This is a genomic window from Lentzea sp. NPDC054927 (assembly GCF_053610285.1).
The window spans coordinates 43309-66166 of sequence record NZ_JBSGXZ010000013.1 but is presented as its reverse complement, the minus strand read 5'-3'; the positions used below and the strand labels follow the sequence as shown (position 1 = coordinate 66166).

Here is a 22858-nt window from a genome sequence, read left to right as displayed (position 1 = left end):
GGATGTCCCCCGTGGCGCGGCATAGACGTCAACGTGAGTTAGACGAGCAATCACCAAGACCGGGGTCTCTCGAGGAAGAGTTGATCCGTCGGCTGTACGAGGAATTCGGCAGTGCCCTGCTGGGACACTGCATGAGGTTGACGGGCCATGATCGTCAGTGGGCCGAGGACATCGTGCAGGAAACCCTGGTCAGGGCATGGCGCAACGCCGAGAAACTCGAGCGTGACCCCGTGCTCTTGCGGTCGTGGTTGTTCACGGTGGCAAGGCGGTTGGTCATTGACGACAGGCGTAAGAGAAGCGTCCGTCCGCAGGAGTTCGAACTGACCCCTTCGGACGAGTCGCCCTCCGGCAGCGAAGAGGATCGCACCCTCGCGGCGATCGTCGTCGCTGAGGCGATGAACGGTCTCTCTGAAGAGCATCGGGAGGCTATTCTCGAGACATATCTGCGGGACCGCACCGTCGGTGAGGCCGCGGCGGCACTGGGTGTGCCACCGGGAACGGTCAAGTCGAGGGTGTACTACGCGCTACGTGCGTTGCGGCGTGCGTTGCACGATCGGGGAGAGACGCGGTGACAACGGCACCAGATCACCTCGACGTCGCCGCCTACGTGCTCGGCATCCTCGATGCCGATGAGGTGGAGGCGTTCGAGAACCACCTGACCGAATGTCGGCGGTGTGCTCTTGACCTGCGCGACTTCGCGGTGGTGCCGGACCTCATCGACGAGGCCGACGCGGGCGGAATGCTGCGCGGAACAGCTCCGGAACGCCCGGACGGCAAGTCGGTGCGGGTCATGCTGGACGCCGTCTCGGCGCGCAGGAAGCGCCGGCGGTGGTTCGTCGCCCAGGGTGTCGCGGCCGCCGCCGCCGGCATCGTGGCGGTGACGATCGTCGCAACGACTCTCGTCGTGCGCGGCAGCGGTGACGGCTCGAACCAGGCGGCCGGACCGAACACCAACACGACGACGTCGCAGACTCCTGTGGCGAACAACTCCACCGACTCGTCGATGAAGGTGCAGCAGCAGGACCCCAACAGCGGTGTCTTCACGAAGATCACCGCCTCCGACGAGCCGTGGGGCACCTCGATGGACATCGAGGTCAGCGGCATGTCCGGTCCCAGCAGGGGTTCTCTCGTCGCCGTGGGCCGTGCGGGCCGCGTTGCCCAGGTCACGTCCTGGTACGCGCCGGAACCGGTGGCGGGCGACCGGAAGACCATCCGGCTGCAGGCGAACGTGGCCATGCGCTGGCACGAGATCGCGACGTTCCGGATCGTCGACGAGAACGGCAAGACGCTCCTCGAGGTCGTCGCTTCCTGACACTTCCCGACACCAGACCACTGCCCCTGCCGGATCCGTGAGATCCTGTAGGGGCGGTTGTCGTTTTGGGGAGGCATTACACGTGGCTATAGGCCCGTCAGCGGTCGAACGCTGGCTCGATCTGTCCACTGAGGAGCTGCGCGCGCAGGTCACGCGGCTCGTGTCCGCCCGGCTACCGGGTGATCACGCGGTGTGGCAGGCGATCCGGCGTCATCCAGCTCTGGTACCACGCATCCGCGGTGTCCTCTCCGGACTCAGCGCGACCGCGGCCGGCAGCAAGGACGAGGCCATGCAGAAGGTGTGGATCGCCAAGGCGCGCGTCGCGCTGGACACGGTCACGCCCCCGCCGGTGAAGGCGGCGCGCAAGCCGGCGGTTAAAGAGGTTCCCGTTGAGGAACCCGAACCCGTGATCGACCTGCGCGAGCCGGAACCTCAGGAGCTCAAGCAGCCCCACAAGGCCATTCCGACGATGCTCTTCCAGGAGCCGAGCTAAAGGAGCCAGCGCAGATGGTCGTCTTCGGATCGTTCATCTCACTGGCAGGCCTGCTGATCCTGCTGTTCCGCACCGCGAGCCTGGGTGGCCTGAGCCCCGCCGTCGTCGGCTGGGTGCTGATCCCGCTGGGCCTGGTGTTCGTAGTCCTGGGAGTCCTGCGCAACCGCCGCAAGCGCGCGCAGAACGGCCCCGGCCCGGTCGGCAACCCGATCCAGCGCGCGAAGGCGTTGCCGCGGTTGTGGAAGGCCTGGCGCAGCGGCAACTATCCGGAGCTGCCGCGCAGCCAGGTGATGATGTGGGCGGTGGCGCTGGTCTACCTGGTGTCGCCGATCGACTTCCTGCCGGAGTTCCTGCCGGTGATCGGTGTGACCGACGACGCGGGTGTGCTGGTGTGGCTGCTCAGCAGCCTGTCGATCACCTCAGGGTCGTTCCTGCGCTGGGAGAAGCTCCATCGCGACACGGGTCGCGGGATCGAGGCCCCGTGAGGCCTCCTCGCGCATGATCTCGGCCAGGCCGGGAGAAGTCTCGGTCACGGTCCGGAAGTCCACGACGCGGAACCCCAGGCGCTCGTAGTACGGCTGGTTCCACGGCACGTCGCGGAACGTCGTCAGCGTCACAGCGCGCTCACCGCGGGTCACGTGCTCGATCAGCGCGGCACCGATCCCTTGGCGCGCGTGCGATGGATGCACACAGACCTGGTGGACGTGCGTCGCACCGTCGACGTCGCCGACCGCGATGAACGCGACCGGCACGCCTTGAGCGCCGATGGCGACCCACACGTCGTGCTCGGCGAGGTCCTCCAGGGACATCGGGTCGTCGTCCGCGATCTCGGGCATTCCGATGTCGCGAAACGCTGCTCCGGAGGCGTTTTCGATCTCCTGGAGGTACGGCAGTTCGGCTGGTTGGGCGAGACGGATCAACACGCCCGACATCCTGGTAGGTCGGACGCGGACCCCGCAGCCCAATAACGTTAAAGTTCCGACCTGATGCGAACGAAGACCGTGCGGGTCCTCCTGGTCGAGGACGACGATGGCGACGCCCTGCTAGTCGAGGCGTTGCTCGACGAGGCGAGCGCACCTTTCATCCTGTCGCGGGCGGGCACGCTCGCGGAGGCGGAACGGATGCTCGGCGACGCCGAGTGCGTGCTGCTCGACCTCGGCCTGCCCGACGCACAGGGGCTGGAGGGCCTGCACCGGCTGCTCGGCAGGCAGAACGCGCCGGCGATCCTGGTGCTGACCGGGCTCGACGACGAGCGCGAGGGCATCGAGGCGGTCGCCGCCGGTGCCGAGGACTACCTGATCAAGGGCCAGGTCGACGGCGAACTGCTGTTGCGCGGCGTCCGGTACGCGGTCGAACGGCGCCGCGCCGAGGACGCCCAGCGCCTGCTGCGCGACGCCGAGCTGCTCGCCTCGGAACGGGCCCGCCTCGAACGCGGCCTGCTCCCTCCCCCGCTGCTGCAGAACTCGGACCTGGACCTCGAGGTCCGCTACCAGCCCGGTGGCCAGCGGATGCTGCTCGGCGGCGACTTCTACGACGCGGTCGGCATGCCGGACGGCACCGTCCACGCGATCATCGGCGACGTCTGCGGGCACGGCCCGGACGAGGCCGCGCTGGGTGTCTGCCTGCGCATCGCGTGGCGCGCGCTGGTGCTCTCCGGCGCGTCACCGGAGAAGGTGCTGCGGACGCTGGACCAGGTACTGGTCGCGGAACGGCACGGCGACGGCATCTTCACCACGGCGTGCATGGTCACGGTGGCACCGGACCGGCGTTCCGCCCGCTACTTCCTCGCCGGGCACCCCGAACCGTTGCTGCTGGTGGGCAAGCAGATCGTGGACCTGCCCCCCTCGAAGATCGGGGTACCGCTCGGCGTGCTGCCCGACTACGCGTGGACCGGAGTGGACGTGCAGCTGCCGCCCGGCTGGGCTGTGGCGTGCTACACGGATGGACTGATCGAGGGCCGGGTACCCGACGACATCGACCGGCTCGGTGTCGAGCGCCTGTGCGACATCCTGCACAGGCACCTGCAGACCGGCCCGGACTGGATGGACTCCGTCATCGCGGAGGTGACGGAGCTCAACGGTGGCGCGCTCGACGACGATGTGGCCATTCTGCTGCTGAGGGACGGAAAGTGACGCTGCCGGAGAAGTTGCCAGCGAGTCGACTGCTGATCGGCATCGTCGCGGTCCTGCTGGCCATGACGGCGGTGGCGATCGCCTCGACCGTCGTGGCGCTGGACGCGCTCGGCGACACGCGGGCGCGGTCGATGGACCAGATCGAACCCGCAGGGCGTCGGGCGAAGGACCTGAACCGCGCGCTGCTCAACGAGGAGACCGGCCTGCGCGGTTTCGTGCTGACGGCCGAGGACGCCTTCCTCACGCCGTACACGGACGGACGTGCGGCCGAGGTGGAGGCCGCCGAGGGCGTGCGCCGCCTCGTCGGCGACGTCAACGGCCGGGTTAGCCGCATCGAGGAGCTCGCACGGCAGTGGCGCGGGCAGTACGCGGAACCCACGATCATCGGCATCCGCCTGTCCGGCCCCACCATCACGCCCACCAACGACATCGACCGCGGCAAGGTGCTGTTCGACCAGCTCCGCACCGAGGCCGCGGCGCTGGACGGCGACATCGCCCAGCTCGGGCGCGAGTCCCGCGCGGAGCTCGACCAGGCGGCGAACGTGGTGCTGTGGCTGGTGATCGGCATGGGCGTGCTGCTGGTCACCGTGATCGGCGGGCTGTCGCTGCTGTTGCACCGCCTGCTGGTCGCCCCGCTGTCGAAGCTCACCGAGGAGGTCCGGCAGGTCGCGTCCGGCGACTTCCAGCACGAGATCGACGTGAACGGTCCACGCGAGACGGTGATGCTCGGCGAGGACGTGAACGCCATGCGCCGCCGGATCGTGCAGGAGCTCGCCACGCTCGACGAGGCGAAGACCGAGCTGCAACGCTCGAACGCGGAGCTGGAGCAGTTCGCCTACGTCGCGTCGCACGACCTGCAGGAACCGCTGCGCAAGGTGGCGTCGTTCTGCCAGCTGCTGCAACGACGTTACGGCGGCCAGCTCGACGAACGCGCCGACCAGTACATCGAGTTCGCCGTCGACGGCGCGAAGCGGATGCAGGGCCTGATCAACGACCTGCTCGCGTTCTCCCGCGTCGGCCGCATCACCCGCGAGCAGATGGTCATCGACCTCGACGAGATCGTGCGCCAGGTCGTGGACAGCTTCTCCGAGCGCATCGAGGAGACCCGTGCCACCGTCGTCGTCGCCGACGACCTGCCTTCCGTGCGTGGTGAGCCGACTCTGCTCAGCGCGGTGTTCCAGAACCTGATAAGCAACGCGTTGAAGTTCAAGGGCCCGTCGGACCCGGTGGTCACCATCGAGGTCGAGCGCGACGGCGAGATGTGGAAGTTCTCGGTGCACGACAACGGCATCGGGATCGAGCCGGAGTACGCTGACCGGATCTTCGTCATCTTCCAGCGTCTGCACCCGAAGGACGCCTATCCGGGCACGGGCATCGGACTGGCGATGTGCCGGAAGATCGTCGAGTACCACGGCGGCACCATCTGGCTGAAGACCGATGTGGACTCCGGCTCCAGGTTCGAGTTCACCCTGCCCGCTGTCCCCGAACTGGTCTCACAAGCTGAGGAAGTACATGTCTGAGTCTCCGCTGAACGTGATCGACGTCCTGCTCGTCGAGGACGATCCCGGCGACGCCCTGATGACCCAGGAAGCCTTCGAGCACCACAAGATCCGCAACACGCTGCACGTCGTGAAGGACGGTGTGGAGGCGCTGGAGTTCCTGCGGCGCCAGGGCCGGTACGAGAACGCACCGCGGCCGGGGCTGATCCTGCTGGACCTGAACCTGCCCCGCAAGGACGGCCGCGAGGTGCTGAGCGAGGTCAAGGCCGACGCCGAGCTCCGGTCGATCCCCGTGGTCGTGCTGACGACCTCGGAGGCCGAGGAGGACGTCCTGCGCAGCTACAGCCTGTACGCCAACGCTTACGTCACCAAGCCGGTGGACTTCGACCGGTTCATCGAGGTCGTCCGCCAGATCGACGACTTCTTCGTCACTGTGGTGAAGCTGCCCCGCTGATCACGGCGGCGCTGAAGTCCAGGCACGACCGGCAGATCTGCGCCTCGGCCCCCTGGTAGACCGGCTTGGTCGCGCTGCAGAACGAGCAGTCACCGGTCTCGGCGACCTGAGCCTCGCGGACGCAGATGTCGCAGATGAGCGCGGCCGGCCCGGCCATCATCTTGTCGACCTCGTCGGCGCCGCGCCCGCAGAACCAGCAGCGCTCGGTCCGCTTGGACTGCTCGACGATCTGGTGCACGCGCTGATGGCTGATCTTGAGCGCTTCCGCGATCTCGCGCATCGACCCTCCGGCGCGGTGCAGCCGCAGCACGGAGTGGTGGTAGACGGCCTTGGCGATGTCGGCCTGGTCCTGAGCAGCGGCCGACACGGTGGCGGCCTTGCGCGCCGCCGCCAGTAGTTCCTCGTCGAGAGTCATGCGTCTAGCGTACCTAGACGCGTCTAGGATAGCTAGACAGTCAGTCGGTCAGTCCAGGCTGCGCACGATCGACGGATCGTCGTCCGCCTGCACCACCCACTGCTGGGCTTCACGCGGTTCGGGGACGACCGGTGCCCAGATGCCCGTCCCGCCCGGACGGACGACGTCCTTGCTGACAAGTACTTCCTCTAACGCAGTCATGCCTTCGGGCTACCCGCTTGTGCGGAACGTATGCCCGACAGCATCGTCGTGATGGCGTCCATGACTCGCGCGGTGGCCTCTTCCAGCACTTCCGCCGTCAGCTCGCGGTCGTACAGGTCGGACAGGTCTACCGGCGCGCCCGCGACCACCTCGATGTTCTTGCGCGGCAACAACCTCGGCAGGATCGTGCCCCTCGGTAGCAGCTCCTGCGTGCCCCACTCGGCCACCGGCACGACCGGGACGCGGCTCTCCAGGGCCATTCGCGCGACACCGGACTTGCCCTTCATCGGCCAGTGGTCGGGGTCGGTGGTGAACGTGCCCTCGGGGAACACCATCACGCACTCCCCCTTGCGCAGCGCGTCCACGGCGGGCCTGAGAGCCTCTGAGGCCTTCACAGTGCCCCGTTCGACCGGAATGTGACCACCGGAGCGCATGACCCACCCGATGACCGGTGTGCGCCACAGAGAGGCCTTCGCGAGCACCCGCGGCACCCGCCTCGACATCAGCGCGAACACGACGGCCGCGACCGTGTCGGAGTTGGAGAGGTGGTTGAACGCGAGGATCACGCCGCCGTTGCCCGGCACGTGCTGCTTGCCGCGCACCCGCAGGCGCACGAACAGCACGACGATCGGCCACAGCACGTCGATCGCCAGCGAGAACCAGAATCCCCGGCCTCTGCGGGGCATCTTCCAGGTCCAGGAGGCCAGCTCGAGCGGTGTCACGAGTGGTATTCGAGCACGCCGGCGTTGTCCGTTCGGGTCAATTCACCACGTTCGACCAGAACGTCGAGGTGCGCGGCCGTTTCGCCGATGGCCAGCACCTGGTTGAACATGTCGAGGTCGTCGAACCGGCGCTGGCGGCGGGTCCAGCCGATCTTGCGGGCGGTCTCGAACGCACTGCCGCTCACGGCCCTCAGGATCTCTTCCAGCCGCTGCTCGTGGAACTGCAACAGCTCGTCGACGCGGGCGTGTGAGCTGTCGGTCACCGGGCCGTGCGCCGGCAGGAGCTTCAGGTCCGGCAACGCGCGGGTGAGCCGCAGCGACGTCATGTAGTCGCCCAGCGGCAGTTCCGGGCGCAACGGCTCGAAGCCGATCGACGGCGTGATGTGCGGGAGCACGTGGTCGCCGGAGAAGAGCACCTTCGCGGTGTGGTCGACGAACACGACGTGACCGCGGGTGTGGCCGGGTGTCGGGACGACCTCCAGCCTGCGGTGTTCGAGGTCGAGCGTCGACGCGGTGAGCCACTCGTCCGGCTCCTCGTAGTCGCGCAGAGCCTCACCGCGGTCGACGTGGTGCATGATCTTGATCCACGTCTCCGCCAGCTCGCCCGCACCCCATTTGCGCAGGTCGGCGACGTGCTGGTCGTCCTGCCCGTGCAGCATGTGCATCAGCGACGGCTGCTCGCCCAAACCCAGGGCGATCTTGCTGCCGAACAGGCGGCGCAACGACACGGCCATCGTGAAGTGGTCGCGGTGCACGTGCGTGACGAGGAAGCGGCGGATGTCCTCGAAGCCCTTGTTCAACGTCCCGAGCGCGGCTTCGAGCTGGTCGCGGGCCTCGTCGAGCGCCCAGCCCGAGTCGACCAGGACGAGACCGTCGCCGTCCTCGATCGCGTAGACGTTGACCGCGCGCAGCCCGTCGTTCGGCAGCGGCAGCGGAATGCGGTGCACACCTGGTGCCACCTCGAACGCGCCCGGCTCACTCCACACGCTCGCCCACCTCATTGTTAGCGACAGCAACTATCCTTACCGGATAGTAACCCGGTATTCCGGATGCTTGTCGATGTACTTCGCCACGAACGGGCACAACGGGGAAATCTTGACATCACGGGCAAGCGCGTCGTCCAGCGCGTACTTCGCGAGCTGGGCGCCGAGGCCCTGGCCGGCGTAGGCCTCGTCGACCTCGGTGTGCACGAGAGCGATGACGTCACCGATGATCCGGTACTCCAGGAACCCGGCGAGCGCGCCCTCGACGTGGATCTCGTAGCGGCTCTCGGCCTCGTTGTTGGTGACCATGTCAACCATCTTGCCCCGGACGATGGAAAATGGCCCGCATGGACGTCTACCTGCTCATCCTGGGTGACCACCTGCCCAATCCGTGCACGGGCGAGGAAGTGCCCCAGGCCGACCGGCTGCGCGCCATGGTCGAGCAGGCGGTGGTCGCCGAGGAGGCGGGGTTCGCGGGCGTCGCGATCGGCGAGCACCACTTCACCCGCTACATCGTGTCCGCGCCCGAGTTGCTGCTGGCGGCGGTGGCGGCGCGGACGTCGACGTTGCGGCTGTCCACCGGCGTGACGCTGCTGGCCCACCGCGACCCGGTGCTGGTGGCCGAGGGGCTGGCGACGCTGGACGTGCTGTCGAACGGCCGCGCGGAGTTGATCGTGGCGCGTGGCGTCGACCAGCAGACCGACGCGGCGTTCGGGGTGCAGCCGGGCGAGTTGCGGGCGCGGTTCGAGGAGCATCTGCGGTTGCTGCTCAAGCTGCTGGAGGAGCCGTCGGTGAGCTGGGACGGCAAGTTCCGCGGCCAGCTGAGTGACGTGACCACCACCCCACGGCCGGTGCAGACGCCGCGACCCACGGTGTGGATCGGTTCGGGGTCGGCGGTGTCGGCGGACCTCGGGGCCGAGCTGGAGATGCCGTTGATGCTGCCGTCGACGCTGCGGGATCCGTCGATCTACCGCGAGGTCGTGGAGCGCTACCGCGAGCACTTCCCCGGCGGACGGGTCGGCGTGCCGAGTCACGTGTTCGTGGCGAACGACAACGCGCGCGAACGGTGGCGGCCGCACCTCGCCGAGTACGCGCGGTTCGCGGATCCGTGGCGCGGGGACGGCGACATCGACGTCGACGCGATCATGGACGGTTCCGCGGTGTGCGGGACGCCGGACGAGGTGGCGGCGCGGCTGAACGCGTTGGCGGACCACCTGTCCATCGACACGCACCTGGTGATGGTGGACATCGGGGGCATGCCCCACGAGTCGGTCATCGAGACGATCCGGCTGTTCGGCGCGGAAGTGCTGCCGAAACTTGTTTAACGCCACCGGTGCCAAGGGTTAACACGAACTCGGCAGGATTGCGGGCGTGGGCATCAACGTCATCGGTATCACGCATCCTGGGCAGGTCGGGGCGCTCCCCGACGGCACCAACGTGCTGGTGCTGGCCGATGACGGCACGTACGCCGACGAGTTCCTCGACACCGACTTCCGTGCGCACCAGTTGGTGGTGCGCGCACACGGGCGCGGGTCGGCATTTTTCGGGGTGGCGGACAAAGCCCGTGAGTTGGGTGCGGATCGGATCCTCTTCGGTGGTGTGTACGACACCGCCGCCTCTTTGGCCACCGGAGAGGACCCCGTGCTCGTGCTCGGCGTGCGACCGCCGGGCGGCCCTATCGCGTTCAACGCGGCGTTCGGTGAATGGCTGGCGTGCTGGCCACGACCGGCGAGCGCCTACCTCGGTGACGTGGACCACTGGCTCGCCGAGAACGCGTTGCGCGAAGGCCTGCGCGTGGAATTGGTTTCATGGCTGATGGAACCGACCGTCCCCATGCGACGGAAGTTGACGGCGTAGTCCTCCGAAGGCTGAAGACATTGCCGCAGCAGTGAAATATCGTTTCCTCCGCAGCGACCATCCGCACACGCAGCGCAGCTGAGAGTTCTCTCAGCGTGGTGACTCGGGCGGGGGCACCGGGGTTAATCTCAGGGTCTATCTCAGTGGAAGACCTGACCCTTCGGTGTGCCCGTGTCACCGAAGATGGTGCGCACGTAAGCCATAGGAGGGGACAGAAAAGTGAGCGCGTCCGATGGAGTCGCGGCCAGAGCCGTCGACGTTTGGAAGTCTTATGGGTCCGGCGACGCTGCCGTGACCGCGCTCGCGGGGGTGAGCGTCGACCTGGAGAAGTCCAGGTTCACCGCGATCATGGGCCCGTCGGGGTCGGGCAAGTCGACGTTGATGCATTGCCTCGCGGGGCTGGACGACGTCACGAGCGGTGAGGTGTGGGTCGGTGGCACCAAGGTCACCGGGTTGAAGGACCGCGGTCTCACGGAGCTGCGGCGCGACAAGGTCGGTTTCATCTTCCAGCAGTTCAACCTGCTGCCGACGCTGACCGCGGAGGAGAACATCACGCTGCCGCTCGCGATCGGCGGCAAGAAGGTCGACAGGGCGTGGTTCGACGTCGTCGTCGACACGGTGGGTCTGAGGGACAGGCTGACCCACCGGCCGACGCAGCTCTCGGGTGGTCAGCAGCAGCGGGTCGCGTGTGCGCGGGCGCTGGTGTCGCGGCCTGACGTCGTGTTCGCGGACGAGCCGACCGGCAACCTGGACTCGCAGTCCGGCGCCGAGGTGCTCGGGTTCCTGCAGCGGTCCGCCCGCGAGTTCGGGCAGACGATCGTGATGGTCACGCACGACCCGAACGCCGCTTCGTACGCCGACCGCGTGATCTTCCTCAAGGACGGTCACATCGTCCGCGAGTTGCTGGCGCCGAACGCGGAAGAGGTCCTGGAGACCATGAAGCACCTCGACTCTGTCGCGGTGCCGCATGTTTAAGGCGACTATCAAGAGCTTGCTGTCGCGCAAGCTCCGGCTGGTGCTGTCCGCGCTCGCGGTGGTGCTGGGTGTGATGTTCGTGTCCGGTTCGTTCGTGCTGACCGACACGCTGCAGCGTTCGTTCACCGACCTGTTCTCGTCGGCTTTCGCCAATGTGGACGTTTCGGTGTCGCCGAAGGCGGAGAAGGGCAAGCAGCCGGAACCGCTGGCGCCGCAGGCGATCGCCGATGTGAAGACGGTGAGCGGCGTGGCGTCGGCCGTCGGTGACGTGCAGGGTTCCGCGCGGCCGATCGGCAAGAACGGCAAGGTCATGACCACGTCCGGGGCGCCGCGGTACGGCTTCAACTGGACGGGCACCGGCCAGGAGAAGATCCGGGACGGCAAGGCACCACAGGCCGACAACGAGGTGATCGTCGGCGCGTTCCTGGCTTCCAGCGGTGGTTTCAAGGTCGGCGACGACATCTCGTTGCTCACGCTGGAGCCGAAGAAGACCTTCAGGATCACCGGTGTCTTCGAGTACGCGGGCGGCCGCGACTCGATGGGCGGCGAGCTGGCGGTGGCGTTCACCGAGCCTGTCGCGCAGCAGTTGATGCTGGGCAAGAAGGACGCGTTCTCGGGCATCACCGTGACGGCGGCGAACGGCACGACGGACGACGCGCTGCGTGACGCCGTCGCGGCCAAGATGGGCTCCGGTTACGACGTGAAGACCGGTGCGACGCTGGCGAAGGAGCAGTCCGACCAGATCAACGAAGGTCTGAAGTTCTTCAACTACGTGCTGCTCGGGTTCGCCGGCATCGCGTTGTTCGTCGGCATCTTCATCATCCTCAACACGTTCTCCATCATCGTCGCCCAGCGCACGAGGGAGCTGGCGCTGCTGCGGTCGATGGGTGCCTCACGCGGCCAGGTCATCGGGTCCGTGGTGCTGGAGGCGTTGGTGATCGGCCTGATCGCGTCGATCGTCGGCCTCGCGGCGGGCGTCGGCATCGGGGCGTTGCTGGCGAAGATCTTCAGTTCGGTCGGCGGTACGAACCTGCGTCTGGCGGGGATCGGCGTGCCGATGTCGGCGATCATCTCGTCGTTCGCGGTGGGGATGATCGTCACCGTGATCGCGGCGGTCATGCCGGCGCTGCGCGCGTCGCGGATCGCTCCGGTCGCGGCGATGCGGGAGGCCGCGACGCCGGACCGGCCGCTGACGAAGATCACCATCATCGGTGCTCTGGTGGCCGCCGCGGGCGGTACGTCGCTGGCGTTCGGCTTCAACCAGGCGTCGCTGCCGTTGATCTTCGGCGGCATCCTGGTGGCGTTCGTCGGGGTGGCGTTGCTGACGCCGATCCTGTCCAAGCCGATGGTGTCGCTGATCGGGCGTCTGCTGTCGTGGTCGATGCCGGGTCTGCTGGGGCGGCGCAACTCCGCGCGCAACCCGCGCCGGACCGCGATCACCGCGGCAGCGCTGATGGTCGGCATCTCGCTGATCACCGGCGTGAGCGTGGTGCTGACGTCGGCGACCAAGTCGATCGAGAAGCTCGCCTCCGGCCAGCTCCAGACCGACCTGATCATCTCCGGCGAGGGCCAGGCGGAGGGTTCGCCTGCGACGTTCCAGCGCGACGTGCTCACCAAGATCGAGAAGACCGACGGCGTCAAGTCCGCGCTCGGCTGGTCGCAGGACGGCGTGCTCGAGGGCGACAACCAGATGTTCGCGGTCTCCGTCACCGACGTGCCCGCGATGGTGACGATGTTCGCGCTCAAGCCGAAGTCCGGGGACATGGGGTCGCTGAAGGACGATCAGCTCGCGCTGCCGGAGGACATGGCGGCGGAGAAGGGCTGGTCGGTCGGCAGCAAGGTCACGCTGCAGCTGCCCAAGGGTGATCCCCGGACGTTCACGGTCGGCTTCATCTGGGCGAAGTCTCAGGTGCTGCAGGGCGCGCTCGTGCTGCCGGAGTCCGCGGGCAAGAGCTTCCGGTCCGACCAGATCGCCCAGGCGTTCGTGCAGGTCCAGTCGGGCGTGTCGGCGGCGGACGTGCAGAAGCGGGTCGAACCGCTGCTCGCGGACAACCCGGAGATCACCGTCCAGGACCGCAGCGCGTTCGTGAAGCAGACGACGTCGCAGTTCGACACGGTCCTGCTGATGATCCAGATCCTGCTGGCGCTGGCGATCCTGATCGCGGTGCTCGGCGTCATCAACACGCTGGCGCTGTCGGTGATCGAGCGGACCCGTGAACTTGGCCTGCTGCGGGCCATCGGCATGCGGCGGTCGCAGGTGATGCGGATGATCACCGTCGAGTCCGTGGTGATCTCGGTGTTCGGCGCGGTGCTCGGCCTCGCGGTCGGTCTCGCGCTCGGCGTCGCGACCGTGCAGGCGTTGAAGGACCAGGGCATCTCGGAGATCGGGTTCCCCTGGGCCACCATGGTCCAGTACCTGGTGGTGGCGGCGTTCGTCGGCGTGATCGCGGCGATCCTGCCGGCGATCCGCGCCGCGCGCCTCAACGTGCTGGACGCGATCGCCTACGAGTGATCGTTGAGGCCTGCGAGTCGTGTCCAGGTGGTCACCAGCCACGACTCGTAGGCCTCGATCGTCTGCTCGGTGGTCATGGTGAGCAGCAGGTAGGTCTCGGCCTGGCCGAGCACCGCACCCGTCTCCGCGACCCAGTCAACGTTCTGCTGTGAGATCAGGCCGTCGGCGGCCAGCTTCCGGAAGAAGCCGCCGATGGCCTGATGCGTCTGCGTGCGGCCCGCCTGCGCGCGTTCGGCGATCTCGGGTTCGATCGCCTCTGCCTGTTGTGCCACTTGGAGAAGCGGGCCCGTGCGCGCCATCAGCATCGCGCTGATCCGCGCCATCCGCGCGATGCGTTCCTCGGCCGTCGGCGCGTTCATCGCCTGCCGGAACCAGTCGCGGTCCGGCACGGCCACGCGGTGGTAGTCCCCCGCGATCGCCACGTCGAGGCAGCGCTGCAGCAGCACGGCCTTCGTCGCGAACCGCACGTACACCGTGCGAGCCCCCACCCCCGCGTGTTTCGCCACGTCGGCGAGTGTCGTGGCGACGTAGCCGCGTTCGGTGAAGAGTTCTGTCGCCGCCTCGATGATCCGGACCTCGGTGTCCGCCCGGCGCGCCGCTCGCAGATCCCTGTTGACGTCTTCTGCCACATGTTGCAGTCTAACTGCATAAGTGCAGTCCCACTGCAATAAAGGGGTCACGGATGAACAACGCACCGCTTCTGGAGGGCATCCACCACATCAAGCTGCCGGTGTCCGACCTGGACAAGTCCCTGGCCTGGTACCAGGACCACCTCGGCTACCTCCCCGCCATGCACTTCGTCGAGGAGGGCGTCCTGATGGGCGTCGCACTGGCACACCCCAACGGCGGGCCGGGCTTCGCGATCCGTCTCAACCCGGAGAAGGCCGTGGCAGCTTCGGGGTTCGACTACTTCGCCATCGGCGTACCGGGCGAGGACGCCATCAACGCGCTCGCGGCGCACCTCTCCACGCAGGGCGTGGCGCACAACGGCGTGATGCGGACTCCGGTCGGCTGGCTGCTGTCGGGCATCACCGACCCGGACGGCTACGACGTCCGCTTCTACACCGTGCCACTGGAGATCCCGGAGGGTGCTGGCCTGATGGTGCGAGAGTCATGACTGCTTCGGCTGCCGCGGGCGCTGTGCCAGGCCGTCGTACTCTGGCACAGCAACCCGTCGGCGATCAGGCGTGCGGGCAGGTGTCCCGGTAAGCCGAGATGAGCGTGTTCGCCACCGGCGCCGGGCACAGGAACTGGTCGTAACGCAGGTCGTCGTCGACGAACCGCTTGAGCCACGACAGCGTGTACTTGCGGACCGTCACGTTGTCGCTGCGGGGCGCCGAGTGGTCGCCGCCGCGCAGTTCGAGGAACGCCTTGTCGGGTGCGGCCGTCATCGAGTTGTAGAACGGCGTGGAGTGCTGGGAGTTGGGGGCGGTGGGGTCGTTCTGGCCGCCGAGCACCATGGTCGGCACGGCGACCGTCGGCCAGCTCTTGGTGGTGTGCCAGCCGGCCATCGGGATCGAGGCCTGCAGGGCGGGACGGGTCGCGGCGGCGCGCAACGCTCCGCCACCGCCCATGGAGTGGCCCATCACGGCGAGGCGCGAGGCGTCGACGCGGGGGTTGGTGCGGACCACGTAGTCGAGCGCCGCGAGCAGCTGGCGGCCCCGGCTGTCCGGGTCGTCGAAACCGGACAGGGTGTTGATGGTGATCACCACGAACCCGTAGGACGCCAGCCGCGGGCCGAAGTGCGCGACGGACGACTGGGTGGCGGTGAAGCCGGGCGAGACGGCGACAGCGCCGAACGTGAGATCACTGGTCGGGGTGTAAACCGTGCCACCGCCGAAGTTCGACTGGCGGGCGACGGCGGCCGAGGTCACCGCGAACGTGCCGCGGGAGGCCTCGGTGGATGCGGTCGTGGGTGCGGGACCGCGTTCGTAGGGGTTGGCCGCCGCGGTAGCGGCAGCCGGGACGGTGGCCGGGATCAGCGCCAGGATGAGCGCCGCAAGCACAGCTTTGATGCGCACGACGAGGACACCTCGATTGGTTGCAGGGGAACCAAAAACGACGGCGAGGCTCACGCTACCGCCCAGTAGCCTCGCGGGGATTCGGCCACTCGGATGGTTACCGGGACATTTCGACGATGTTCGACAGAAAGTCATCGAGGACGAGCCGGTTACCCAGCGCAGCAGACCGGGACGTTGTCGTCCTGTTCAGTCACCGCAGCGGCGGTATGCGGCGAATCAGATGGCGCACAAGGGTGATCACGTGCCCACCCGGAGACAGTTCCTCGTTCTGAGCTCCACAGCAGCGCTCACCGGCCTGCTGTCCGAGACTCCCGCGTCCGCAGCCGAGGTCGCGCAGCCGTACGCGTCCTACTGGCACCCGGCCACGATCCTCAACTGGGATCCGGCGACCGACCGGGACGCCAGGTACAACCGCAGCACCGTCCCGCTGGCCAGAAGGGTGGTCCCGGCCAGACCGGCCAACACGCACGCCCACCCCAACGAGGCCCGAGTGCAGGCGCTGGTGGCGTACGCGCCCACGAGCAACAACCCGGCGCAGGGCTCGCTCGACATGAACTACTACGCCACGAACTACTGGCAGTACATCGACGAACTGGTGTTCTGGGGTGGTTCCGCGTCCGAGGGCCGATCCTCGCGCCGAACCCGACCGTCACCGACGCCGCGCACCGCAACGGTGTCCGCGTGATCGGCAACGTCTTCCTCCCGCCGACCGCGTACGGCGGCCAGATCCAGTGGGTCCGCGACTTCGTCAAGCGCGAGGGCGACCGGTTCCCGGTGGCGGACAAGATGATCCAGGTCGCGCGCCACTACGGGTTCGACGGCTGGTTCCTCAACCAGGAGACGGCCGGCGGCAACACCCAGCTCGCGAACGACATGCGCGACTTCATCGTGTACATGAAGAAGTGCGGGCTGCGGGTCATCTGGTACGACGCGATGACGGACAGCGGAAGTGTGAGCTGGCAGAACGCGCTGACCGCGCGGAACCGGATGTTCTTCGAGCAGTCCGACGAGATGTTCCTGAACTTCTGGTGGAGCACGCAGGGGCTGGCGAACTCAGCCGCGCTCGCGCAGCAGATGGGCCGCAGCCCGTACGACCTCGCGTCCGGTGTGGACGTCGAGGCGAACGGCTACAACACGAACATCGGCTGGGCGTCGGTCTTCCCCGAGGGCAAGCCGCACACGACCTCGCTCGGCTTCTACCGTCCGGAGTGGACGTTCAAGTCCTCGACCGGTCCTGCCGACTTCTACGCCCGCGACAACAGGTTCTGGGTCGGGCCCAACGGTGATCCGTCGAACACCACGACGACGGCGAACTGGAAGGGCATCGCGCACTACATCACCGAGCTGACGCCGATCACCTCGCTGCCGTTCGTCACGAACTTCAACACCGGGCACGGCAAGAAGTTCGCGGTCAACGGCATCCTGCGGTCCTCCCAGGCCTGGAACAACCTGTCGCTGCAGGACGTGCTCCCGACGTGGCGCTGGAGCGTCACCGGTACCGGCACCAAGGTCGTGCCGTCACTGGACTGGGACGACCCGTACGACGGCGGCACCGCGCTGAAGATCACCGGCACTCCCCTGTCGGCCAACGACGTCAAGCTGTTCGCCACGTCGTTGAAGCTGACCGGGAACAGCCAGTTCGAGATCGTCCACCGCACCGGCACCGGGCCGTCGCGGCTGCAGGCGGTGCTGCGGTTCGGCGCCGTGGAGAAGGTCCTCGACCTCGGCGGGGTCTCCGGGGCGTGGCGGCGCAGCGTGTTCCCGCTCGGCGAGCACTCCGGCGCGACGCTCACCGAGATCTCGCTGCGGGTGCTGCCCGGTGCCGCGATCACCGCGTTGATCGGCAGGATCGGCGTCACGAACCCGGTCCTGACCCCGCCGGTCGCGCCGTCGAACGTGCAGGTCGAGCAGGTGAGCCGCACCAACGCCACGACGGTGTCGGCACGGCTCACCTGGACTCGTTCGCCCGGTTCCGTTCGGCAGTACCGGGTCTACAAGTGGACCGGTTCCGAGCGGATCTTCCTCGGTGGCACGACGAACGACGCGTACTTCGTGCCCGCGATCCCGCTGACCAACGGCGAGACCGCGCAGATCGAGGTCGAGGCGGTCACCGAGGCGTTCGACGTCTCACCGCCCGCCAGGGTCGCTGTCATTTCTTCTGGCCAGGTCACTGGAACACCCTGACGTAGTCCAGCACCATGTCCTGCGGCAGCTGCGTCCCGGCCCCCGGCGGGCCGGGCCAGTCGCCGCCCACCGCGTTGTTGAGGATGATGAAGAACGGGTGGTCGTAGACCCACGGCCCGCGGGTGGTCTCCAGCTGGTTCCGGTCGACGGTGAAGAACCTGTTGCCGTCCACGCTGAACGTCATGTGGCTGGAGTCCCACTCGACCGCGAAGGTCCGGAACGCCGAGGACGCCGGCTGGCCGAGGTCGAGCGGCGACCCGGCCCCGCCCGCGCCGAAGTACGCGGGCGCGTGCAGCGTCGAGTAGACCCGGTTCGGCTCCTTGCCGACGTGTTCCATGATGTCGATCTCGCCGCACGCGGGCCACGGCGTGCGCTTGTCGAAGAAGTCCGCGCCCAGCATCCAGAATGCCGGCCACAGCCCCTGTGTCGACGACACCTTGATCCGCGCCTCGACCCGGCCGTAGGTGAAGGTGAACTTGCCGTAGGTGTTCAGCCGCGCCGAGGTGTACTGGCAGGTCGTGCTGCCGCTGACCGGGTCCACCGGACAGGCGCTGCCCGGCGTGACCTCGCGCCGCGCCTGCAGCACCAGGTTGCCGTTGCCGTCGTGCCGCGCGTTGTTGTTGTTCGTGTAGTACTGAAGTTCGTTGTTCACGCCAGGTCCGATCTCCGGCTGCCACTTGGCGGCGTCCGGCCCGGTGCCCGCGGGTGCGTTGAACTCGTCCGCCCACACCAACCGGCCGGGGAACGTCGGGTTCGGTGGCAGTGGCGGGGCTGGCGTCGGGTTGCCGCCGGTGCCGTACACCTGGAACTCCCACATCGAGTAGCCGTAGCCGTTCGACCTGGCGGTGCCGTACATCCGGACGTACCGGCCGGTGCCGTTGACCGTCAGCGTCTCCTTGAAGCCACGGCCTGTGGTGGTCGAGTAGATCTCGCGCCAGCTCGAGTTGTTGTCCGAGACCTCGATCCGGTAGGCGGTCGCGAACGCCGGATCCCACTGCAGGACGACCTTCGAGATCGTGGCGGGGGCGCCGAGGTCGACGGAGATCCAGCCGGGGTCGACCCAGCCCGTCGTGGCGCTGGTGGCCCAGCGCGTGGCGGGGTCGCGGTCGAACGCCTTGGCGGGCGTGCACCCGCCGCAGTTCGGGTCGTCCTGGAACGTCGACGCGGCGCCGGGTTTGCCGTAGGAGAGCAGGGTTTCGGCGTTTCCGGTGTCACGGGTGCCGAACACCTGGAACTCCCAGAGCGAATAACCCCACTGGGTGGCGCGCTGGGTCAGGTCGAGCCGGACGTACCGGCCGGTGCCGGCGACGGGCAGGGTTTGCGTGCCGCCCGGACCGGTCGTCGTGGTGTAGAGGTCGTTCCAGGTGTTGCCGTCCGAGGAGATCTTGAGACTGAACGCTCTGGCGTGCGCGGTTTCCCACGCGAGCGTGACCTGGTCGACTTTCGCGGTAGAGCCGAGATCTATTTGGATCCATTGCGAGTCGCTGAACTCGCTGGACCAGCGGGTGCCGAGATCACCGTCCACCGCCGCCGCCGCACCGAAGACGGCGTTCTCGCTGGTGGACGCGGTGACCGGACGGTTCTGGGAAATCAGCGGGCCGGCGGCGTGCGCCGGGGTGATCGTTGCGGCCGCGAGGACCGCGACGACGAGCAGCGGCAGTCTTGCGCGGTGAAGCCTTCCTGACATGGATGCTCCTGGGGCCGGAGGGATCGTGAGAGCGCCCTCCTGACTTGAGCGTCAACGCACCGGACACGCGATGTCAAGAAAACCGGGACTTACTGAACATTTCTTGCGGATTGACTGCGGATTACGGACTGCGTCATGCTCGAACGGCGTGAGAGCGCTCTCCCAATCCTGCTGTGGAGAGGAAAGCTTCAATGAAGAAGCCTGTTCTGCACCTAGCCGCCATCATCGGACTGATAGCCGCCGCACTCAGCATTCCCGTTGCGGCACAAGGAGAACCGGTACGGGTCGCCGAGTTCCTCGCGGAGTGTCCCATCAGCCACCGGCTGGCCGACGACCCGATCGTCCTGCCGAACCTCGCCGGCGCGTCCCACTCGCACGACTTCTTCGGCAACCACTCGACGACCGCGCGCTCGACCACCCCGCAGTCGCTGGAAGGACAGTCCGGCAACTGCAACCCGGTCGCGGACATCTCGTCGTACTGGGTGCCGACGCTGTACCGGAACAACACCGCGATCGCCCCGACCGGTGTGACCTTCTACTACCTGGGCGAAGGCGTGAACAACCCGGGAGCGATCCAGCCGACGCCGTACGGGCTGAAGATCGTCGCGGGCAACGCGAAAGCCACCGGTGACAACGACAGCATCGCGCGCTGGTCCTGTCTGCACGCCGGGCACGTCAACCCGTCCAAGAACTTCGTGGAGTGTCCGGCCGGCACGATGCTGGAGACGTACCTGGACTTCCCGCAGTGCTGGGACGGCCGCAACCTCGACTCGGCCGACCACAAGTCGCACATGTCCTACCCGGTCGCGGGCGGATGTCCGTCCTCGCACCCGGTTTCCGTGCCGAAGCTGCGGATGGTGCTGCGGTATCCGGTCAGCGGCAACCCCGCGGGGCTGCGTCTGGCCTCCGGCACAGGGCAGACGATGCACGGTGACTTCTTCAACGTGTGGCCGCGCGCCGAGATGGAGCGCCGCGTCCGCAACTGCATCAACGTGGTGATGAAATGCGATCACGCCGGCAACCACGGCTGATCGTGGTCCTGCTGGCAGGCCTCCTCCTCGGGGCCTGCCAGCAGGAACCCTCACCCCCTGGCCCGTCTTCCCCCACGTCTGCCGCCAACGGTTACGGCGCAACGGAACGCGCGTTCGTCGAGCTCGCGATCGCGACCGACGAGCAGGCGTTGAAACTGGTGGAGCTCGACGGAAACACCGCGCTGATCGAGAACCGCCGGACCGAGCTCGTGGAGTTGCGGAAACTCCTCGACGCGCCGTACGTGAACAACCACGCGGGCCACGACATGCCAGGCATGCCAACGGATGCGGAGATCCAGCTCGCCTCGACCAGCCCGGACGCGCGCAAGCAGTTCGTGCACACGCACCTCACCGAATCACTGGAGGTGCTTCGCTCGGCCGGTTCCGCGATCACCCACCAGCCGACCGCCGACGTGGTGAAGCTGATGGAACGCCACCGCACCGCGGAGCTCGCCGGCGGGTGAAGAGTCACGTCCGCGCGCGCACCGGCATGTCCCGCGCGATCGCCCACGTGCAGGCCACCGCGACCACCCACGCGAGCAGCGACACCACGTGCCAGCCGGCGCCGAGCATGTCCGGGGCGTCCCTGACGAACGGCATGTCCCCGGTGCCGGGCATCGTGATCCCCGGTACGAGCACCAGCATCAGGCCGACCGGCAGCGAGAGCACCCCGCCCAGGGCCCACCGGTCGAACGCCGCGGTGACGAACATGCCCACACCGCACCACACCAGAAACATCAGGAAGTACGCGAGCGGCGACCCGTGCGGGGTGGTCCGCCAGTCCATCAGGTCGTACACGCCGCCTTCGACGAGGAACCCGAGCCACGCCAGCAGCGTCATCGCGAGCGCGAAGACCGCGGTGAAGCCGGTCGCCGCCGCCAGGAACTCGCGACGCGTGCGTCCGTGCGCGATCGCGATCGGCAGCACGTTGTGGATCGTGTACACACCCACCCAGAGCACGAACCAGCGCGCTATCTGCACGGTGACCAGCATCCACCCGCTGAAGACGATGTCGCCGAACAGCGAGATGACGAACGAGACGGCGAGCACCAGCAGGAAGACGCAGCCGGCCACGATCGCGCCGAACGACACCAGCGACGTGGTCAGATGCCGGAAGACCTTCACAGCTTCCCTCCGACCGGTTCGGTGAGGTGGACGAACAGGTCCTGCAACGCGATCGGCCCGAGCTCCAGCCCCAGCTGACGGGCCCGGACGAGCCGCGCGTCGTCGAGCGCGCCGTAGACCATCGCGGCCTTGGTGCGCCCCAACGACTTCTCGCTCAGCACGGTCAGCCCCGCAGTGAACTCGTCGACGTCCGAAGCGTTTCCGGTGACCTCGGTGCCACGCGACCGCAGCACGTCCGCCTCTTCCTGCAACACCAGGCGGCCGCTGTCGATGATCACGACCTCCTCCAGCAGCGACGCCAGCTCCTCGATGAGGTGCGTGGAGATGATGATCGTGCGCGGGTGCGTCATGAAGTCGTTGAGCAGCGCGTCGTAGAACGCGTACCTGGTCGGCGTGTCCATGCCGAGGTGGGACTCGTCGAGCATGGTCAGCGGCGACCGGCTCGCCAGCCCGATCACGACGCCGAGCGCGGAGCGCTGCCCCAGCGACAGCTCGCCGACCTTGGTCCTCAGCCCGATCTTGAACAGGTCGACCAACTCGACCGCGTAGTCGCTGTCCCAGGTGTCGCGCCAGGCCGCCCCGTACTCGAGGACGTACGAGACCTTGTCGCTCTTGTCCGCGGCGTCGGCGAAGTGGCGCACGATGCACACCCGGCGCATCGCGGCGGCGTTCTCGAAGACCGGGACCCCGTCCAGCTGAACGGATCCTGAAGCCTTGCGGTAGCCCGCGAGCGCGGACATCAGGCTGGTCTTGCCGGAGCCGTTGCGGCCCAGCAGGCCGTAGATCTTGTTGCCGGACAACGAGAAGCTCATGTCGTCGACGGCGGTGACGTTGCCGTAGCGCACCGTCACGCCCTGCACGTCAACCCGCATCACACGTCTCCGTTCTCGTGCTGCTCGATGCGGCGGACGATCTCGGCGAGCGGAATGCCGATGGCGCGCGCCTCCGCGACCATCGGATCCACGACCTCACCGAAGAAGGTCTCCCTCCCCTGTGCCCGCAGCATGTCGCGAGCCTGCGTGCTCACGAACATCCCGATCCCCCTCTTCTTGTAGAGCACCTGCTCGTCCACGAGCTGCTGAAAGGCTTTCGCCGCCGTGGCCGGGTTGATCCGGTAGTAAGCGGCGTACTGGTTGGTCGACATGACCTGTTCGTCCGCCTTCAACGCCCCGCTGAGCACGTCCGTCTTGATCCGGTCGGCGATCTGCCGGTAGATCGGGCTCCGGTCGTCGAACATGGCCTACTTCCTCGGTTC

The 22858-nt window shown here is 67.6% G+C and carries 28 protein-coding genes; 16 read left to right on the top strand and 12 right to left on the bottom strand.

Going from position 1 to position 22858, the window contains the following annotated elements; genetic code table 11:
* The first annotated feature begins 2 nt into the window (after positions 1–2).
* From ACWGE0_RS20015 to ACWGE0_RS20000, 4 genes are all read left to right on the top strand, one after another.
* Positions 3–572 (top strand): sigma-70 family RNA polymerase sigma factor, encoded by a 570-nt coding sequence (locus ACWGE0_RS20015; protein ID WP_045315736.1) that lies wholly within the window; start codon positions 3–5, stop codon positions 570–572.
* Positions 569–1312, top strand: a complete 744-nt coding sequence (locus ACWGE0_RS20010; protein WP_319963612.1) for an anti-sigma factor family protein — start codon at positions 569–571, stop codon at positions 1310–1312. Before ACWGE0_RS20015 ends, ACWGE0_RS20010 begins: the two co-directional genes overlap by 4 nt.
* 82 nt (positions 1313–1394) lie before the next feature.
* Positions 1395–1805, top strand: a complete 411-nt coding sequence (locus ACWGE0_RS20005) for a hypothetical protein (protein WP_452262386.1) — start codon at positions 1395–1397, stop codon at positions 1803–1805.
* A gap of 14 nt (positions 1806–1819) precedes the next feature.
* Positions 1820–2290, top strand: a complete 471-nt coding sequence (locus ACWGE0_RS20000) for a YkvA family protein (protein WP_452262385.1) — start codon at positions 1820–1822, stop codon at positions 2288–2290.
* Here the strand turns inward: ACWGE0_RS20000 and ACWGE0_RS19995 are convergent.
* Positions 2225–2725, bottom strand: a complete 501-nt coding sequence (locus tag ACWGE0_RS19995; RefSeq protein ID WP_452262487.1) for a GNAT family N-acetyltransferase — start codon at positions 2723–2725, stop codon at positions 2225–2227. The two genes, ACWGE0_RS20000 and ACWGE0_RS19995, sit on opposite strands and share 66 nt — an antisense overlap.
* A gap of 66 nt (positions 2726–2791) precedes the next feature.
* On the opposite strand from ACWGE0_RS19995, the gene ACWGE0_RS19990 reads away from it, so the two are divergent.
* The 3 genes from ACWGE0_RS19990 to ACWGE0_RS19980 are packed head-to-tail and all read left to right on the top strand — an operon-like array spanning position 2792 to position 5890.
* Positions 2792–3937: a PP2C family protein-serine/threonine phosphatase gene (locus ACWGE0_RS19990; protein ID WP_452262384.1), complete on the top strand. Its 1146-nt coding sequence runs from the start codon at positions 2792–2794 to the stop codon at positions 3935–3937.
* A complete protein-coding gene (locus tag ACWGE0_RS19985; protein ID WP_452262383.1) occupies positions 3934–5457 on the top strand; it encodes a sensor histidine kinase in 1524 nt (507 codons plus the stop codon). The genes ACWGE0_RS19990 and ACWGE0_RS19985 overlap by 4 nt, the downstream gene beginning before the upstream one ends.
* Positions 5450–5890 carry a response regulator gene (locus tag ACWGE0_RS19980; protein ID WP_452262382.1) on the top strand — a complete coding sequence of 147 codons (441 nt, stop codon included), beginning with the start codon at positions 5450–5452 and terminating at the stop codon, positions 5888–5890. Before ACWGE0_RS19985 ends, ACWGE0_RS19980 begins: the two co-directional genes overlap by 8 nt.
* On the opposite strand, the gene ACWGE0_RS19975 is transcribed toward ACWGE0_RS19980, so the two are convergent.
* From ACWGE0_RS19975 to ACWGE0_RS19955, 5 genes are read right to left on the bottom strand one after another with little or no spacing between them, the layout of a single operon-like run.
* A complete protein-coding gene (locus tag ACWGE0_RS19975) occupies positions 5865–6305 on the bottom strand; it encodes a ClpX C4-type zinc finger protein (RefSeq protein ID WP_452262381.1) in 441 nt (146 codons plus the stop codon). The two genes, ACWGE0_RS19980 and ACWGE0_RS19975, sit on opposite strands and share 26 nt — an antisense overlap.
* 48 nt (positions 6306–6353) lie before the next feature.
* Positions 6354–6506 (bottom strand): hypothetical protein, encoded by a 153-nt coding sequence (locus tag ACWGE0_RS19970; protein ID WP_319963605.1) that lies wholly within the window; start codon positions 6504–6506, stop codon positions 6354–6356.
* Positions 6503–7228, bottom strand: coding sequence for a lysophospholipid acyltransferase family protein (locus tag ACWGE0_RS19965; RefSeq protein WP_452262380.1), 726 nt, complete (start codon positions 7226–7228; stop codon positions 6503–6505). Before ACWGE0_RS19965 ends, ACWGE0_RS19970 begins: the two co-directional genes overlap by 4 nt.
* A complete protein-coding gene (locus ACWGE0_RS19960; protein ID WP_452262379.1) occupies positions 7225–8229 on the bottom strand; it encodes an MBL fold metallo-hydrolase in 1005 nt (334 codons plus the stop codon). Before ACWGE0_RS19960 ends, ACWGE0_RS19965 begins: the two co-directional genes overlap by 4 nt.
* Positions 8230–8250: 21 nt before the next feature.
* Entirely contained in the window at positions 8251–8520 is a 270-nt protein-coding gene (locus ACWGE0_RS19955) for a GNAT family N-acetyltransferase (protein ID WP_452262378.1), read from the bottom strand.
* A 38-nt stretch (positions 8521–8558) separates the two neighbouring features.
* Here ACWGE0_RS19955 and ACWGE0_RS19950 point away from each other — a divergent pair, with 38 nt between their 5' ends.
* The 4 genes from ACWGE0_RS19950 to ACWGE0_RS19935 all read left to right on the top strand — a co-directional run bounded on the left by ACWGE0_RS19950 (position 8559) and on the right by ACWGE0_RS19935 (position 13555).
* A complete protein-coding gene (locus ACWGE0_RS19950; RefSeq protein WP_452262377.1) occupies positions 8559–9536 on the top strand; it encodes an LLM class flavin-dependent oxidoreductase in 978 nt (325 codons plus the stop codon).
* Positions 9537–9582: 46 nt separating this feature from the next.
* Positions 9583–10068, top strand: a complete 486-nt coding sequence (locus tag ACWGE0_RS19945) for a hypothetical protein (RefSeq protein WP_452262376.1) — start codon at positions 9583–9585, stop codon at positions 10066–10068.
* Between the two features lie 219 nt (positions 10069–10287).
* The gene (locus ACWGE0_RS19940) at positions 10288–11043 is read left to right on the top strand and encodes an ABC transporter ATP-binding protein (protein ID WP_319963599.1); all 756 of its coding nucleotides are present in this window, start codon (positions 10288–10290) and stop codon (positions 11041–11043) included.
* Positions 11036–13555: an ABC transporter permease gene (locus ACWGE0_RS19935; RefSeq protein ID WP_452262375.1), complete on the top strand. Its 2520-nt coding sequence runs from the start codon at positions 11036–11038 to the stop codon at positions 13553–13555. Before ACWGE0_RS19940 ends, ACWGE0_RS19935 begins: the two co-directional genes overlap by 8 nt.
* On the opposite strand, the gene ACWGE0_RS19930 is transcribed toward ACWGE0_RS19935, so the two are convergent.
* Complete coding sequence (locus ACWGE0_RS19930; RefSeq protein WP_452262374.1) at positions 13546–14184, bottom strand: TetR/AcrR family transcriptional regulator; 639 nt, start codon at positions 14182–14184, stop codon at positions 13546–13548. The genes ACWGE0_RS19935 and ACWGE0_RS19930 overlap by 10 nt on opposite strands.
* 53 nt (positions 14185–14237) lie before the next feature.
* On the opposite strand from ACWGE0_RS19930, the gene ACWGE0_RS19925 reads away from it, so the two are divergent.
* Complete coding sequence (locus ACWGE0_RS19925) at positions 14238–14672, top strand: VOC family protein (RefSeq protein ID WP_452262373.1); 435 nt, start codon at positions 14238–14240, stop codon at positions 14670–14672.
* Between the two features lie 64 nt (positions 14673–14736).
* Here ACWGE0_RS19925 and ACWGE0_RS19920 read toward each other — a convergent pair whose 3' ends face one another.
* Positions 14737–15576 carry a dienelactone hydrolase family protein gene (locus tag ACWGE0_RS19920; protein WP_452262372.1) on the bottom strand — a complete coding sequence of 280 codons (840 nt, stop codon included), beginning with the start codon at positions 15574–15576 and terminating at the stop codon, positions 14737–14739.
* Between the two features lie 241 nt (positions 15577–15817).
* On the opposite strand from ACWGE0_RS19920, the gene ACWGE0_RS19915 reads away from it, so the two are divergent.
* Together ACWGE0_RS19915 and ACWGE0_RS19910 are read left to right on the top strand one after the other, a co-directional pair.
* On the top strand, positions 15818–16261 hold the full coding sequence (locus tag ACWGE0_RS19915; protein ID WP_452262371.1) for a hypothetical protein: 444 nt from the start codon (positions 15818–15820) through the stop codon (positions 16259–16261).
* Complete coding sequence (locus ACWGE0_RS19910) at positions 16258–17760, top strand: endo-beta-N-acetylglucosaminidase (RefSeq protein ID WP_452262370.1); 1503 nt, start codon at positions 16258–16260, stop codon at positions 17758–17760. Before ACWGE0_RS19915 ends, ACWGE0_RS19910 begins: the two co-directional genes overlap by 4 nt.
* Here the strand turns inward: ACWGE0_RS19910 and ACWGE0_RS19905 are convergent.
* Positions 17744–19447 carry a discoidin domain-containing protein gene (locus ACWGE0_RS19905; protein WP_452262369.1) on the bottom strand — a complete coding sequence of 568 codons (1704 nt, stop codon included), beginning with the start codon at positions 19445–19447 and terminating at the stop codon, positions 17744–17746. The genes ACWGE0_RS19910 and ACWGE0_RS19905 overlap by 17 nt on opposite strands.
* Before the next feature lie 191 nt (positions 19448–19638).
* On the opposite strand from ACWGE0_RS19905, the gene ACWGE0_RS19900 reads away from it, so the two are divergent.
* Positions 19639–20478 carry a DUF1996 domain-containing protein gene (locus ACWGE0_RS19900; RefSeq protein ID WP_452262368.1) on the top strand — a complete coding sequence of 280 codons (840 nt, stop codon included), beginning with the start codon at positions 19639–19641 and terminating at the stop codon, positions 20476–20478.
* Positions 20451–20942, top strand: a complete 492-nt coding sequence (locus ACWGE0_RS19895; RefSeq protein WP_452262367.1) for a hypothetical protein — start codon at positions 20451–20453, stop codon at positions 20940–20942. Before ACWGE0_RS19900 ends, ACWGE0_RS19895 begins: the two co-directional genes overlap by 28 nt.
* 4 nt (positions 20943–20946) lie before the next feature.
* On the opposite strand, the gene ACWGE0_RS19890 is transcribed toward ACWGE0_RS19895, so the two are convergent.
* The 3 genes from ACWGE0_RS19890 to ACWGE0_RS19880 are packed head-to-tail and all read right to left on the bottom strand — an operon-like array spanning position 20947 to position 22840.
* On the bottom strand, positions 20947–21603 hold the full coding sequence (locus tag ACWGE0_RS19890; protein ID WP_452262366.1) for a hypothetical protein: 657 nt from the start codon (positions 21601–21603) through the stop codon (positions 20947–20949).
* Positions 21600–22475, bottom strand: coding sequence for an ATP-binding cassette domain-containing protein (locus tag ACWGE0_RS19885; protein ID WP_452262365.1), 876 nt, complete (start codon positions 22473–22475; stop codon positions 21600–21602). Before ACWGE0_RS19885 ends, ACWGE0_RS19890 begins: the two co-directional genes overlap by 4 nt.
* Positions 22475–22840: a GntR family transcriptional regulator gene (locus ACWGE0_RS19880; protein WP_452262364.1), complete on the bottom strand. Its 366-nt coding sequence runs from the start codon at positions 22838–22840 to the stop codon at positions 22475–22477. Before ACWGE0_RS19880 ends, ACWGE0_RS19885 begins: the two co-directional genes overlap by 1 nt.
* Positions 22841–22858 lie beyond the last annotated feature (18 nt).